This window comes from Rahnella selenatireducens, from assembly GCF_046449555.1.
Taxonomy (GTDB): domain Bacteria; phylum Pseudomonadota; class Gammaproteobacteria; order Enterobacterales; family Enterobacteriaceae; genus Rahnella; species Rahnella selenatireducens.
In genome coordinates this window covers 173,112-186,845 of sequence record NZ_JBKEZJ010000003.1, presented here as the reverse complement: position 1 = coordinate 186,845, position 13,734 = coordinate 173,112, and the positions used below count along the sequence as shown (strand labels likewise).

Below are 13,734 nucleotides of genomic sequence, written 5' to 3'. Positions count from 1 at the left end.
TTTAGTTATCTCAATTTAGGCATTTATGATTTGCGCTATCTCGACGGCACTCAAATGGTACTGACGAGGACAAGATTGCCAGACGGCCAACATGCGCTGGTATTTATCCCACATTTTGGTCTGCGCGTTAAAGCCGTGCGTCCCCGCATCAAAATCAGTGTAACGTCCTTCGGTGTTCACCATAAAGCGGACATAGCTTAAATAGCGGGATTCTGTTGCAGCATCAAAACCGAGGAAATCAATACGGCGGCGATCCAAATCCTGAGTGTCTTTCAGGTTGGTCCATGAAACCTGCATAGCATGATGCATTTCCATAATGTTAATTACGGTGCGGCAGGTTTCTTCCGGCAATTCGCCAAAGTCTCTGTCCAGCTCGCGCATTTGCAAACCAAAACCACGTTCGATCACCGTTTGTAACCGGCGATAACGCTCCGCGTTATCGGGATCCAGCATAGTCATCATTTTATATTGATTCGACAAAATCAGGCGTTGAGCGTTCGTCATTTCCATCGTGAAAATCCTCATGTCTGCATAATGAGCAAAGCATGGCATAGCGCAAAGTTCTGCGAAATCGCAAGCACACCATTCTTTGATTTGGGTCTGGATCTCATCTGAAATAATCACCGGAGGAGACGTTCCTCCGGTCAAAATGCGGCGTAAAACGATGTTAATGACGGGACGGGCAGAATTACAGATCGTCTAAGAAGGTTTTATCGAGCTGCTTGAAAGCCCGCTTGAGAACATCGGCCAGCGACTGATACGTCGGCGTGCCTTCAATCGGGGCTAATGCCTGCCCGGCTTCGACGAGTTTATTGCGCACATCGTGGAACCAGTTCATCAGCGTGGGCGGCAGCGGCGTCAGGGAACGACGGCCAAGCCACCACAACCCTTGCATCGGCAGGCTACAGGCAAAAATAGCGGTCGCCACGGCCGGCCCCAGTTGTCCGCCCATGGCAATTTGCCAGCTTAGCGTGAAAACGGCCACGGCGGGCATTACGCGTACAGCAAATCGGGTGGCACTGGAAATCCGGTTCTCAGGGAATACCGGAGCCAGACGCTTATCTGACGGCCATGTCTTCATGTAGTGCTGCCCGCGCTGGAAAACCTGGAACCAGCCTACGGAGCCTGTTGGCTTACTCGTCATAGATGCACCTCAACTTCACGTATAAAATTTAAAAAATATTTGTAAAACACAAACTGGAGTTTACCACGATAAAATATATTTTGTTTTTGCTGGCACCTGTCGGTATTCTATCGCAGCCTTGCATACCTCTCAGCCGACAAGGTTAATATAAAGTTGGGGCGGAAACGCGAAATTGCAATGTTTTCTCCCTACATTAAGCATAGTGCCTTGCGTCGGGTGGTTTTGTAATTAGTTATTGTATTTTTTGTTAGTGTTTTTACTTATTAGCAACATTCTGAAGAAGCATAACAGGAACGTTTTCATCTGCAAGACGGACGTTTCACCGTTATCCGGGAGATTAAAAAATCTGTTCCCCGCGATTCTTCAGCTTTTTCATCGTCATGCCTGTTATGGCTCTCTGGCATGATGTTAATCATAATTGTCACCGCCATTATGCGCTACGCTTGATGTCAGACTGACGATTTATTAACCACGTGTATTGTTTTTTTTAAACAGCACCAACAATAAATAGGTACTTCCATGTCGAGTAAGCTTGTACTGGTTCTTAACTGTGGTAGTTCTTCCCTTAAGTTTGCCATCATTGATGCAGCAAACGGTGAAGAACACATTTCAGGTTTAGCCGAATGTTTCCATCTGCCAGAAGCACGCATTAAATGGAAAATGGACGGTGGCAAAGAAGAAGCCGCTTTAGGTGCGGGTGCCGCACACAGCGAAGCGCTGAAATTCATTGTTAACAATATTCTGAGCAAAAAACCTGAGCTGTCCGCAGAGCTGGTTGCAATCGGCCACCGTATCGTTCATGGCGGCGAGAAGCTGACTAAATCTATGCTGATCAACGACGCGGTGATCGAGGGTATCAAAGAATCTATCCCGTTTGCACCGCTACATAATCCGGCTCACCTGATCGGTATCGATGAAGCACTGAAATCTTTCCCTAAACTGGCTGACAAAAACGTTGCTGTTTTCGACACCGCGTTCCATCAGACCATGCCTGAAGAATCTTACCTCTACGCGCTGCCGTACAGCCTGTATAAAGATCACCACATTCGTCGTTACGGCGCACACGGCACCAGCCACTTTTATGTGACTCAGGAAGCCGCGAAAATGCTGAACAAACCCGTGGAAGAAGTGAACCTGATCACTTGCCACCTGGGTAACGGCGGTTCTGTCAGCGCAATCCGTAACGGTAAATGCGTTGATACTTCTATGGGTCTGACCCCGCTGGAAGGTCTGGTCATGGGGACCCGCAGCGGTGACATCGACCCGGCAATCATCTTCCACCTGCATGATTCTCTGGGCATGAGCGTTGATCAAATCAACAAAATGCTGACCAAAGAATCCGGCCTGCTGGGCCTGACTGAAGTCACCAGCGACTGCCGCTATGTTGAAGACAACTACGCCACCAAAGCTGACGCTAAACGTGCAATGGACGTGTTCTGCCACCGTCTGGCGAAATACATCGGTGCGTATACTTCACTGATGGAAGGCCGTCTGGACGCTATCGTGTTCACCGGTGGTATCGGCGAAAACGCGGCAATGGTTCGCGAACTGTCTTTGGACAAACTGGCTCTGCTAGGCTTTGAAGTTGACCACGAGCGCAACCTGGCTGCACGCTTTGGCAAATCCGGTGCTATCAACAAAGAAGGCACCCGTACCGCTCTGGTTATCCCAACCAATGAAGAGCTGGTGATTGCACAAGACGCCGCGCGCCTGACCGCATAAAACGACCCTAAACTGCCAGCGAAAGCTGGCAGTCATTTTTCTACTATCATCAAAGGCAAACGCCGCCCGTTTGGACGCACCGCGCAGGATAATCATCGCGCTTATGCTGATCATTATCCCCTCTGCACAAACCTGCGAATGTTCTTGCCTGGCAACCGTCAAAGAGGTTTAGCCGTGTCCCGTACAATTATGTTGATCCCAACAGGCACCAGCGTAGGTCTGACCAGCGTCAGCCTGGGTGTGATCCGTGCAATGGAACAAAAAGGCGTCAGCCTGAGCATCTTCAAGCCTATCGCGCAACCGCGTACCGGCGGTGATGCACCTGACCAGACCACCACCATCATTCGTGCCAACTCCACCGTGACCGCAGCGGAACCGCTGAAAATGAGCCACGTTGAAACCTTGCTGAGTTCAAACCAGCAAGACGTGCTGATGGAAGAAATCATCGCGCGTTACCACGAAAACACCAAAGACGCTGAAGTCGTTCTGGTTGAAGGCCTGGTTCCTACACGTAAGCACCAGTTCGCGAATGCCCTGAACTATGAAATCGCCAAAACCCTGAACGCAGAAATCGTCTTCGTTCTGGCGCTGGGTAACGATTCTCCGGCACAGCTCAAAGAGCGCATTGAACTGGCGCGCAGCAGCTTCGGCGGCAGCAAAAACAAAAACATCACCGGCGTTATCATCAACAAACTGAACGCACCGGTTGACGATCAGGGTCGTACACGTCCTGACCTGTCTGAAATCTTTGATGATTCCACCAAAGCCAGCGTTGCCAACGTTGACCCGACTCAACTGTTTGCCAACAGCCCGCTGCCGGTTCTGGGCTGCATTCCGTGGAGCTTCGAGCTGATTGCCACCCGCGCAATCGACATGGCGAAACACCTGAATGCCCGCATCATCAACGAAGGTGACGTCAAAACCCGCCGCGTGAAGTCCGTGACTTTCTGCGCACGCAGCATTCCTCATATGCTGGAACATTTCCGTCCGGGTTCACTGCTGGTAACTTCCGCAGACCGTCCTGATGTGCTGGTTTCAGCCTGTCTGGCCGCGATGAACGGCGTTGAGATCGGCGCAATCCTGCTGACCGGCGGTTATGAAATTGATGACCGCATCAACCAGCTCTGCGAACGTGCTTTCCAGACTGGCCTGCCGGTCTTCATGGTAGACACCAATACCTGGCAGACGTCCCTGAGCCTGCAAAGCTTCAATCTTGAAGTGCCTGCGGACGACCATCAGCGCGTTGAAAAACTGCAACAATACGTGGCTTCTCACATCAACGCAGACTGGATCAACTCCCTGAGCGCGCACTCCGAGCGTTCGCGTCGTCTGTCTCCTCCGGCCTTCCGTTATCAGCTGACCGAACTGGCCCGCAAAGCCGGCAAACGTATCGTTCTGCCAGAAGGCGACGAGCCACGTACCGTGAAAGCGGCCGCGCTGTGTGCTGAACGTGGTATCGCGGAATGCGTTCTGTTGGGTAACCCTGACGAAATCAAACGCGTTGCTGCCGCTCAGGGCGTGACGCTGGGTAAAGGCATCGAAATCGTTGATCCAGTTGCCGTGCGTGAAGAATACGTTGCCCGTCTGGTTGAACTGCGTAAAAGCAAAGGGATGACCGAAGTGGTTGCCCGTGAACAGCTGGAAGACAATGTGGTTCTGGGCACACTGATGCTCGAACAGGGTAACGTTGACGGCCTGGTTTCCGGTGCTGTTCACACCACCGCAAACACCATCCGTCCTCCGTTGCAGTTGATCAAAACCGCACCGGGCAGCTCACTGGTTTCTTCCGTGTTCTTCATGCTGTTGCCTGACCAGGTTCTGGTTTACGGTGACTGCGCGATCAACCCGGATCCAACCGCTGAACAGCTGTCAGAAATCGCAATCCAGTCTGCGGATTCCGCGGCGGCATTCGGTATCGAGCCGCGCGTTGCGATGATCTCCTACTCTACCGGTAACTCTGGTGCAGGCAGCGACGTTGAGAAAGTGCGTGAAGCAACCCGTCTGGCGCAGGAAAAACGTCCTGACCTGATCATCGATGGCCCGCTGCAATACGACGCCGCTATCATGGCTGACGTAGCGAAATCCAAAGCACCAAACTCACCGGTTGCCGGTAAAGCTACCGTGTTCATCTTCCCTGACCTGAACACCGGTAACACCACGTATAAAGCGGTACAGCGTTCTGCGGACCTGGTCTCTATCGGGCCGATGTTGCAGGGTATGCGCAAACCGGTTAACGACCTGTCCCGTGGCGCACTGGTTGACGATATCGTCTACACCGTTGCCCTGACTGCGATTCAGTCTGCTCAGGCAGAAGCGGCGGTTCCGGCTAAATAAGCCAGACCCTCTGAACGCAAAACGCCGGTCTTGATGACCGGCGTTTTTTTTAGCGCAAAGGAAATTACAGCAACGCTTTTGCGGCTTCCAGAATATGCTCCGCCGTCAGGCCATATTCCTGCTGTAAAAATTCCTGCGTTCCCACCTGACCGTAACGCTCTTTCACGCCGACACGACGCATCGGTACAGGGTGATTCTCTACCAGCACTTCAGCTACCGCCGAACCCAGACCGTTATGAATACTGTGGTTCTCACAGGTCACGATTTTACCCGTTTTCGCGGCGTACTTAATGATGATGTCTTTATCGATAGGTTTGAGTGTAAACATGTCGATCACCGCGGCGCTGACACCTTCGCGCTCCAGCATTTCTGCCGCCTTCAGCGCTTCCGCCACCATAATACCGTTGGCAATCAACGTGACATCGCTGCCGTCGCGCAGCAGATTTGCCTTACCAATGGTGAATGTCGAACCTTCCTTGTAAACCTGCGTGGCCTGTTTACGGATAGTCCGCACCCAGTAAAACCCTTTCAGATCCATCAGCTGCAACAGGATATTGCGGAACATCACCGCGTCGGTCACTTCCATCACCACCGAGCTTGCCAGCCCGCGCACAATGCCCATATCTTCAAAAGACATATGCGTGCCGCCATTGTGGCAGGCGCTGACGCCCGCATCCGAAGCGATGATTTTGACGTTATTCTTCTGGTAATCCAGCGACATAAACAGCTGATCGAAACAGCGGCGGCTGGCAAAAGCGGTAAATGTATGCACAAACGGCACACGCCCGGTTAACGATAAACCGGCCGCCACGCCAATCACGTTGGCTTCCATGATGCCGCAGTTAATCACGTGTTCCGGGTGGTCTTTATGCACGCCGTCCATTGCCATCGAGCTCATCAGATCCGCTTCCAGCGCGATAATCGGCGTGTTCTCGACAATCTTCTCGCGCACGGTATTGGCATAGACTTTACGCATCTCAACCGCATCTTTCTGCAATTCCAGCGTGACTTCAAACATGGGCGGCCTCCAGCTCAGCGATAGCGTTTTCAATTTCCACTTTTACATCAGGTGTTAAGCGCAGGTGATGGGAGTTCGCCAGTTGTTCGAGATACTGCACGCCCTGCCCTTTTATGCTGTCGAGGATCACCACCAGCGGACGCTGCTCTGCATGGCGAACCGGCGTAACGGCTTCACTGATAGCCACCACGTCATCACCTTTAATGGTCTGAACATCAAATCCGAATGCACTGAATTTTCCTGCCAGATCAAACGGCTTAATCACTTCGTCCAGCGTGCCGTCGAGTTGTTGTTTGTTGTAATCGATGAACAGCGTCAGGTTGTGCAGATTGTGGTGAGCGATGAACTGGAAGGCTTCCCAACACTGCCCTTCATTGAGTTCGCCATCGCCAAGGATGCAGAAAACGCGGTTGGAACGGCCTGCCAGTTTATGGGAGAGCGCCATGCCCGCCGCGATGGAAACGCCCTGCCCGAGTGATCCGGTTGTGGCATCCACACCCGTGGTGCGCAGACGATCCGGATGGCTCGGCAAACGGGTGCCGTTTTGGTTCAGCGTTTGCAATTCACTGACCGGGAAATAACCTTTCAGTGCCAGCGTGGCGTACAAAGCCGGGCCCGCGTGGCCTTTGGAAAGCACGAAATAATCGCGCTCCTGCCAGTCCGGTTTATTCGGGTCGATACGCATCACATCACCGTACAAAACAGCCAGTGTTTCCACCACTGACATACTGCCGCCGTAGTGCCCGAACCCCAGACCGGTCAGCATTTTCAGCGTCTCGATGCGGATATGGCGGGCCAGTTCACGAACCTCCTGGACATCTTTCATCTTGATGGGTCCTTATTTTAGTGAGCACTTATCCTGGCCTGTTATTGCTAACATGCAGGACAGTGTTTCCCGGATGGATTGAAGAAACGTATTGATGCAGGGAATTACTTCTCAGTGACTTCTTTATCAGCCACCGGTTTTTTGCCGAGATAGTTCCAGGCAACCAGTACCGCGAAGATGCCGACAATCAGCGCCATGATGCCTTCCTTCGACATGAAGCGGGCCAGATTACCCAGCAGAATGCCGATAACACCGAAGTCCGCATCAGAGAAGGTTGCGTTGGCAAAGCCCAGTGCGCCAAGCACCGGTAACAGCAGAACAGGCAGGAAGGTAATCAGCACGCCGTTGGCAAAAGCACCCACCATCGCGCCGCGGCGGCCACCGGTTGCATTACCAAACACGCCCGCCGTTGCACCGGTGAAGAAGTGCGGTACGACGCCCGGCAGGATCAGCACCAGATGCATCTGACCTAACAGGAACAGACCGACAAGACCGCCGAGGAAGCTGAACAGAAAACCAATCAGCACAGCATTCGGTGCGTACGGATACACCACCGGGCAATCCAGCGCCGGACGTGCATTCGGCACAAGTTTTTCGGAGAAGCCGACGAACGCCGGAACAATTTCCGCCAGAATCAGACGCACACCTTGCAGGATGATGAACACACCGGCCGCAAAAGTAATCGCCATGATGATGGAGTACACCAGATAGTTCTGGCCTGCGCTGTAGGTTTGCTCGACGAAAATCTGCCCGGCAAACACCGCCATAATCAGGTAAATGATGATCATGGTCAGCGAGATGGAGATCGAACTGTCGCGCAGGAAGCTGAGGTTTTTAGGCAGGTTCATTTCTTCGGTTGAGCGTGAGCCCTTCCCGACTTTACTGCCGATCCAGCCGGATAACACATAACCGATGGTGCCGAAATGGCCGAATGCCACATCGTCGCTGCCGGTGATTTTGCGCATATAACGCTGCGCCAGTGCCGGGAAGAACGCCATGATCAGACCCAGCGTCAGGGAACCGGTGAAGACCAGTGCAACCCCTTCAAAACCGGCAACGGTCAGGATAACGCTGATCATACAGGCCATATAAAACGTGTGATGTCCGGTCAGAAACACATATTTCAGACGGGTAAAGCGCGCCACAATCAGGTTTGCCACCATACCGAATGCCATAATTAAGGCCGTCGGTGCACCAAACTTCTCAAGTGCGATGGAAACAATGGCTTCGTTATTTGGAATAATACCCTGGATATTAAAAGCGTGTTCAAACATGCCGCCGAGTGGATTTAATGCACCCACTAATACGGTGGCGCCGCCGGCCAATACTAAAAAGCCCAGTATTGTTTTAACGGTTCCCTTGACGACATCTGAAAAGTTTTTCTTTTGCGCGACCAGGCCAATTAATGCAATAAGCCCGACCAGCACAGAAGGCACTTTTAATATATCAACCACAAACTTGAGCGTTTCCTGGATAAACATATCCACCTCGTTATTCCCCGCCATACTTCGAACTGCAGATGCATTGGCTGCGTTCACTCACCCGAATCACTTACAGTAGTAAGCTCATCGGATTCCTTCACTTGCCGCCTTGCTGCAATTCGAATTATTTAGGGGAAATATTGATTTTATTAGTAAGGTATTTTCAGTGCCAATCAGGACACCGGATGCTTTTCAAAATAAGCGACTAATTTAGTTTCCAGCTCATTGATATCCACAATATTAGTAATGACGACTAACTGATTTTCAGGGATGTTCGCGCTGGTGGCAATGTCCTTCGCCATGACAAACAGATCCGCTTCCCCCGGGATCGCCGATGACAAATCAGAGTGTTGAACATCTGCCTGAATGTTTAATTTTTTCAGGACTTTCTTTATATTGATTTCTACCATAAAGCTGCTGCCTAAACCGGAACCGCAAATCGCCATAATCTTCATAAATTCACCTGATTTTTATCTGTTTTGAAAGGCGTAGGGTACACATATCCGCTACGCAGGATAATGCATATGAAAAACACCATTTTTCTGAGAGTGAAATCGTCAGCCTGTTAATAAGCGAAATAACACTTAACCTAAATTAATAACGGGCGATGACTTCCTGTATTTCATCTAAGGCTTTGGCCCGGAATATCTTCTGCATATCTTCTTCGCTGGAGAACAATTCAGCCAGTTCGGAAATAAGCTCAATATGACTGTTCTTATCCGGTGCAGATAACATCACAACCGTATACACCGGGTCGTTATCTTCCGAATTAAACTTCACCCCGTGCGGTAATGTCAGTAAAGACAATCCTAATCCGTTAGCGCCCTCTTCCGGCCTGGCATGTGGCATCGCAATGCCGGGTGCAAGAACAAAATACGGGCCCAGTTTTTCACGCTGAGCAAAAATTGCCGTCAGATAGTCGGGCGTAATCGTCCCCTCTTTAAGCAACGGTTCAGCACTCACTTCCACGGCCTCACGCCAGTCAGTGATATCTGTTCTGATCTGAATCCTCTCAGAAGTCAGCCAATCATTCAGCATAGTTATGGCTCCGGTTTATTATTTTAAGATGGCGGGTCGAATTTCCCCCAGACACCACCAACGATCCAGACTCTACTTCAGCGGTAGCGTTAACATCTGTGATACAAATCACAAAGATAGCGCTACCAACCTTCTATCATTGAGAACTGTGATAGCGCTATCAAAAATAGTCCCGTAGCGGAACCATCAGCCCGCTGGCCGCACAAATAACGGTATACTTTGTCTGGAAATTGCCGATAATTTACCGAATTCTGCCGTGGTTCCTGTTCGATACCGGTCCTGCTGCGGCCTGTTTTTTTCGCTATGCCTGCGGGTATAATTTGTGCGCAAGATGCGCAGTCAGGATCGTGAATGTCCATTAACAAAAAAAGACGCAGTACCGGAAGAGTGACGCTGGCCGATGTCGCGCAACTTGCGGGCGTGGGAAGCATGACCGTTTCCCGCGCGCTGCGAACGCCGGATCAGGTCTCCGATAAGCTGCGGGAAAAGATTGAAGAAGCGGTCAGCCAGCTGGGATATCTGCCCAATCAGGCCGCCAGTTCGCTGGCCTCCGCGTCCTCCAATACTATTGCGATGATTGTGCCAAGCCTTTCTGAATCCGGTTGCGCCGAGATGTTCGCCGGTCTGCAAAAAGTGCTGCAACCCGCCGGATATCAGATCATGCTCGCCGAGTCTCAGCACCGGATCGAGCGTGAAGAAAAGCTGCTGGAAACCCTGCTCTCTTATAATCTGGCGGCCGCCATTTTGCTGTCGGTCGAACACTCTGCCAACGTGCGCCAGTGGCTGGATAATCTGACCATTCCGGTTCTTGAAATTGGTGCGTTGACCGACTCCCCGATAGACATGAACATTGGGATTGATTACGTCGAAGCCATGTTACAGCTCACGCAAACTGTGGTGGCAAAGGGGTATCAGAACATCGGCATGCTGTGTGCCAATCAGGAACAATGGATTTTCCAGCAACACCTGCAAGGCTGGCGTAAAGCGATGCTCAAGGCGCACATGTCGCCGCACCGCGTGATTAACGCCGCCGAACCGGCCTGCTTCTCAACCGGCGCACAACAGTTGCCGGAATTCCTGCTCGCCTGGCCGGAAATTGACGCACTGGTGTGTGTTTCCGACGATCTGGCCTGCGGTGCACTGTACGAATGTCAGCGCCGTCGCATCAAGGTGCCGGACGATCTGGCCGTTGTCGGATTTGGTAACGCAGATGTGAGCAAAGTCTGCCAGCCGCCGCTGACAACGATTGCGATCCCGCACAAAGAAATTGGAATACGCGCCGCGCAGGCACTGCTGGCGAGGATTAATGACGAAGAGTGGGAAGAAGTGACGATCGCATCGTCATTGTGTAAGCGGGACAGTTGCTAAAAAAGCGGCGGACGACTCAACATCGCCCGCCGGCTGCCTTACTCCCCGTCACCTTCAGAGTGGGCGCTGTCTTCATCATGCACGCTTTCCGGGGCTAACGCAGACGGTTCACGCGTCAGCGGTTTACCGTGTTCTTTTTCGTTGTTACGCGTCATCCACAGGGACAATGCTTTCAGGGAATCCGGGGTGAATTCGTCACAACGTGCCGTGATTTCTTCCGGCGTCATCCAGCGAACGGCATCAATCTCTTCTTCCTGCAAGGCAAATGGCCCGTGAGATACACAGCTGAACAGCGCGCCCCAGACGCGGCATTTATTCTCTTCTTCGAAGTAGAACTGCCCGTGTTCAGCAAACGGAACACCGGCGATGCCCAGCTCTTCTTCCGCTTCACGACGGGCAGAATCAAGGATATTTTCACCGCTTTGCACCACGCCACCGGCAGTGGCATCCAGCCAGCCCGGGTAGAAGTCTTTGGTTTCAGTCCGGCGCTGAACCAAAATATTGCCCATGCCGTCATGAACCACAATATAGCTGGCACGGTGACGCAGGACCTGAGCGCGCATTTGTTGTCGGCTGGCCTGGGCAATGACCTCGTTTTCTTCGTTGACGATATCTACCCATTCATCCGTACTGATGTTTTGCTCTTGTTCTGACATCCGATGAACCTTCTCTTTTAAGCGCTGGTCTGTGCGCAATAAGTCTGTGCGCAGTCATTTTGCAACACGTCGATAATGTTCGGAGATTCTATCTGGGTCTGCGGGGTTGCTTCAATAGCTATGGATGCATTGGTGCAAGCTAAAAGCTAAGTTATCACGCAAAGTTTGCCATCAGACAACTCCGACATAGACTGCTATTCACTCACGTTATGATACCCTATTAAGTCAGATAAAAAGCTTGTGATTATCAGTAACACATAGGCGCATTTCGCCCCGCAAATCGCCAAGAGTGATTAAAACAACGCAGGAGGCAATATGATTGATCTTTATTACGCACCAACACCAAATGGTCATAAAATTTCTCTTTTTCTTGAAGAGAGTGGCCTGCAATACCGGCTCCACCGCATTGATATCAGCGCCGGAGATCAGTTCAAACCTGAATTCCTCGCCATATCCCCGAACAACAAAATCCCGGCCATTGTCGACAGCCAGCCTGTTGACGGCGGTGCGCCCGTCAGCATCTTTGAATCCGGTGCCATCTTGCAATATCTGGCAGAAAAAACCGGGAAATTTCTGAGCAAAGAGCTCCGCGAGCGGACATCTACGCTGGAATGGCTTTACTGGCAGGTGGCCGGATTTGGTCCGATGCTTGGCCAGAACCATCACTTCACGCATTACGCCCCGCAGCCGGTGCCTTACGCTATCGAACGTTTCCTTCAGGAAACCCGGCGTCTGTATGGCGTTCTGAACCGCCAGCTGGAAAAAAACGCCTATGTCGCCGGTGACCATTACAGCATCGCGGATATCGCCACGTATCCGTGGGTGGTGGCGCACGAGCGCCAGCGCGTGGATCTGGCTGAATACCCTGCCGTCCGCAACTGGTTCGAACGCGTGAAAGCGCGTCCGGCAACTCAAAAAGCCTACGCGCTGGCCTCTGTGCAATAAGCCCTCCCGCCTCCGGTATCTGCCGGAGGCGTTCTGATTTCCGCTGAATAATTAATTCCTAATTGTGCTCCATATCGCGAGTTAATGGCGATGACTCATCTATGATTAAAGACAGTTCATCCGCGTATTCAGACAGTTAAGGATCACGATATGAAGATCTTGATTACCGGCGCTACCGGGCTCATTGGCCGCAAACTGACAGAGCGCCTTCTTGAGCAATCTCATCAGATTACCGCGTTAAGCCGTGCGCCTGAACGTGCGGCGAAAATGCTGGGACCACAGGTTCAGGTCTGGGAAACCCTTGACGGCAAGACATCGCTGGAAGGTTTTGACGCTGTGATTAATCTGGCGGGCGAGCCGATCGCCGATAAACGCTGGACGAAAGAACATAAAGCGCGTTTATGCGAAAGCCGCTGGCAGTTAACGGAAAAGCTGGCGACGCTGATCAACGCCAGCCAGACGCCGCCTTCGGTCTTCATTTCCGGCTCCGCCGTCGGTTATTACGGCGATCAGGGTCAGGCGCTGGTGCCTGAAGATGAACCGCCGAATAAGCAATTTACCTGGCAGCTCTGCGCCCGCTGGGAAGCGCTGGCGCTGGCCGCCGAAAGCCCGCACACCCGTGTTTGTCTGTTGCGTACCGGCATAGTTCTGGCTCAAAAAGGCGGCGCACTGGCCAAAATGGTGCTGCCATTCCGCGCCGGTCTGGGCGGCCCGCTGGGCGACGGCCAGCAATATATGCCGTGGATCCATATCGATGACATGATTGATGGCATCATTTTCCTGCTGACGCATGAAACGCTCTCCGGCCCGTTCAATATGGTTTCGCCTTATCCTGCCCGCAATGAACAGTTCAGCGCTTTGCTCGGTGAAGTCCTGCACCGCCCCGCGTTTATGCGCGCACCTGCGCCGGTAGTGCGTTTGCTGATGGGTGAATCGGCGGTGTTAGTTCTCGGCGGGCAACGGGCCGTGCCGAAGCAACTCGAAGCCGCGGGATTTGCCTACCGGCATAAGGAACTGAAGGAAGCCCTCGAGGATTTGCTTAAGTGAAGGGCTTGCTGCCCTTCGACCCGCTCGGAGGATTTTTCACTTGCAGTGAGGGTTGGATCGAAAAAGTTTCGGTTTCTCAATTGCGGTGATCGCCCGGACATTCTCGCCGAAACCGCCCAAAAGAGGCCAGGACGGGCCTCTCTTGGATCTCTCGC

Annotated in this window: 13 protein-coding genes; 5 read left to right on the top strand and 8 right to left on the bottom strand. The window is 52.2% G+C overall.

From position 1 onward, the window contains the following. Positions 1 to 15: 15 nt before the first annotated feature. Together ACLBVC_RS06705 and yfbV are read right to left on the bottom strand one after the other, a co-directional pair. On the bottom strand, positions 16 to 510 hold the full coding sequence (locus tag ACLBVC_RS06705) for a YfbU family protein (protein WP_165058299.1): 495 nt from the start codon (positions 508 to 510) through the stop codon (positions 16 to 18). Positions 511 to 688: 178 nt separating this feature from the next. Further along, complete coding sequence (gene yfbV / locus ACLBVC_RS06700) at positions 689 to 1,144, bottom strand: terminus macrodomain insulation protein YfbV (RefSeq protein ID WP_410148990.1); 456 nt, start codon at positions 1,142 to 1,144, stop codon at positions 689 to 691. Positions 1,145 to 1,663: 519 nt separating this feature from the next. Here yfbV and ackA point away from each other — a divergent pair. Then, on the top strand, positions 1,664 to 2,866 hold the full coding sequence (gene ackA / locus ACLBVC_RS06695) for an acetate kinase (RefSeq protein ID WP_195816370.1): 1,203 nt from the start codon (positions 1,664 to 1,666) through the stop codon (positions 2,864 to 2,866). Between the two features lie 189 nt (positions 2,867 to 3,055). Next, positions 3,056 to 5,200 carry a phosphate acetyltransferase gene (gene pta, locus ACLBVC_RS06690; RefSeq protein WP_193333090.1) on the top strand — a complete coding sequence of 715 codons (2,145 nt, stop codon included), beginning with the start codon at positions 3,056 to 3,058 and terminating at the stop codon, positions 5,198 to 5,200. 64 nt (positions 5,201 to 5,264) lie between these two features. On the opposite strand, the gene ACLBVC_RS06685 is transcribed toward pta, so the two are convergent. The 5 genes from ACLBVC_RS06685 to ACLBVC_RS06665 form a co-directional block, all read right to left on the bottom strand. Beyond that, a complete protein-coding gene (locus tag ACLBVC_RS06685) occupies positions 5,265 to 6,218 on the bottom strand; it encodes a transketolase family protein (protein WP_195825132.1) in 954 nt (317 codons plus the stop codon). Continuing rightward, the gene (locus ACLBVC_RS06680) at positions 6,211 to 7,044 is read right to left on the bottom strand and encodes a transketolase (RefSeq protein ID WP_410148989.1); all 834 of its coding nucleotides are present in this window, start codon (positions 7,042 to 7,044) and stop codon (positions 6,211 to 6,213) included. The genes ACLBVC_RS06685 and ACLBVC_RS06680 overlap by 8 nt, the downstream gene beginning before the upstream one ends. A 104-nt stretch (positions 7,045 to 7,148) precedes the next feature. Then, a complete protein-coding gene (locus tag ACLBVC_RS06675) occupies positions 7,149 to 8,525 on the bottom strand; it encodes a PTS ascorbate transporter subunit IIC (protein WP_410149151.1) in 1,377 nt (458 codons plus the stop codon). Between the two features lie 173 nt (positions 8,526 to 8,698). Beyond that, positions 8,699 to 8,980, bottom strand: coding sequence for a PTS sugar transporter subunit IIB (locus ACLBVC_RS06670; RefSeq protein WP_410148988.1), 282 nt, complete (start codon positions 8,978 to 8,980; stop codon positions 8,699 to 8,701). Between the two features lie 139 nt (positions 8,981 to 9,119). Continuing rightward, positions 9,120 to 9,563 carry a PTS sugar transporter subunit IIA gene (locus tag ACLBVC_RS06665; RefSeq protein WP_410148987.1) on the bottom strand — a complete coding sequence of 148 codons (444 nt, stop codon included), beginning with the start codon at positions 9,561 to 9,563 and terminating at the stop codon, positions 9,120 to 9,122. A gap of 351 nt (positions 9,564 to 9,914) precedes the next feature. Between ACLBVC_RS06665 and ACLBVC_RS06660 the strand changes: the two genes are divergently transcribed. Continuing rightward, complete coding sequence (locus ACLBVC_RS06660; protein ID WP_410148986.1) at positions 9,915 to 10,931, top strand: LacI family DNA-binding transcriptional regulator; 1,017 nt, start codon at positions 9,915 to 9,917, stop codon at positions 10,929 to 10,931. 38 nt (positions 10,932 to 10,969) lie between these two features. Here the strand turns inward: ACLBVC_RS06660 and yfcD are convergent, their stop codons facing one another. Then, the gene (yfcD, locus tag ACLBVC_RS06655) at positions 10,970 to 11,587 is read right to left on the bottom strand and encodes an NUDIX hydrolase YfcD (protein WP_410148985.1); all 618 of its coding nucleotides are present in this window, start codon (positions 11,585 to 11,587) and stop codon (positions 10,970 to 10,972) included. Positions 11,588 to 11,902: 315 nt separating this feature from the next. On the opposite strand from yfcD, the gene yfcG reads away from it, so the two are divergent. Both yfcG and ACLBVC_RS06645 read left to right on the top strand, forming a co-directional pair. Continuing rightward, entirely contained in the window at positions 11,903 to 12,532 is a 630-nt protein-coding gene (gene yfcG / locus ACLBVC_RS06650; protein ID WP_410148984.1) for a GSH-dependent disulfide bond oxidoreductase, read from the top strand. Between the two features lie 150 nt (positions 12,533 to 12,682). After that, positions 12,683 to 13,579, top strand: coding sequence for a TIGR01777 family oxidoreductase (locus tag ACLBVC_RS06645; RefSeq protein ID WP_410148983.1), 897 nt, complete (start codon positions 12,683 to 12,685; stop codon positions 13,577 to 13,579). Positions 13,580 to 13,734: the final 155 nt, after the last annotated feature.

Excerpts from the sequence above, each read along its gene's own strand:
- ACLBVC_RS06705 (WP_165058299.1), bottom strand. The coding sequence starts at position 510 with ATGGAAATGACGAACGCTCAACGCCTGATTTTGTCGAATCAATATAAA.
- ACLBVC_RS06675 (WP_410149151.1), bottom strand. The coding sequence starts at position 8,525 with ATGTTTATCCAGGAAACGCTCAAGTTTGTGGTTGATATATTAAAAGTG.
- pta (WP_193333090.1), top strand. The coding sequence starts at position 3,056 with ATGTTGATCCCAACAGGCACCAGCGTAGGTCTGACCAGCGTCAGCCTG.
- ackA (WP_195816370.1), top strand. The coding sequence starts at position 1,664 with ATGTCGAGTAAGCTTGTACTGGTTCTTAACTGTGGTAGTTCTTCCCTT.
- ACLBVC_RS06685 (WP_195825132.1), bottom strand. The coding sequence starts at position 6,218 with ATGTTTGAAGTCACGCTGGAATTGCAGAAAGATGCGGTTGAGATGCGT.
- yfcD (WP_410148985.1), bottom strand. The coding sequence starts at position 11,587 with ATGTCAGAACAAGAGCAAAACATCAGTACGGATGAATGGGTAGATATC.
- yfcG (WP_410148984.1), top strand. The coding sequence starts at position 11,903 with ATGATTGATCTTTATTACGCACCAACACCAAATGGTCATAAAATTTCT.
- ACLBVC_RS06670 (WP_410148988.1), bottom strand. The coding sequence starts at position 8,980 with ATGAAGATTATGGCGATTTGCGGTTCCGGTTTAGGCAGCAGCTTTATG.
- yfbV (WP_410148990.1), bottom strand. The coding sequence starts at position 1,144 with ATGACGAGTAAGCCAACAGGCTCCGTAGGCTGGTTCCAGGTTTTCCAG.
- ACLBVC_RS06680 (WP_410148989.1), bottom strand. The coding sequence starts at position 7,044 with ATGAAAGATGTCCAGGAGGTTCGTGAACTGGCCCGCCATATCCGCATC.
- ACLBVC_RS06665 (WP_410148987.1), bottom strand. The coding sequence starts at position 9,563 with ATGCTGAATGATTGGCTGACTTCTGAGAGGATTCAGATCAGAACAGAT.
- ACLBVC_RS06645 (WP_410148983.1), top strand. The coding sequence starts at position 12,683 with ATGAAGATCTTGATTACCGGCGCTACCGGGCTCATTGGCCGCAAACTG.
- ACLBVC_RS06660 (WP_410148986.1), top strand. The coding sequence starts at position 9,915 with ATGTCCATTAACAAAAAAAGACGCAGTACCGGAAGAGTGACGCTGGCC.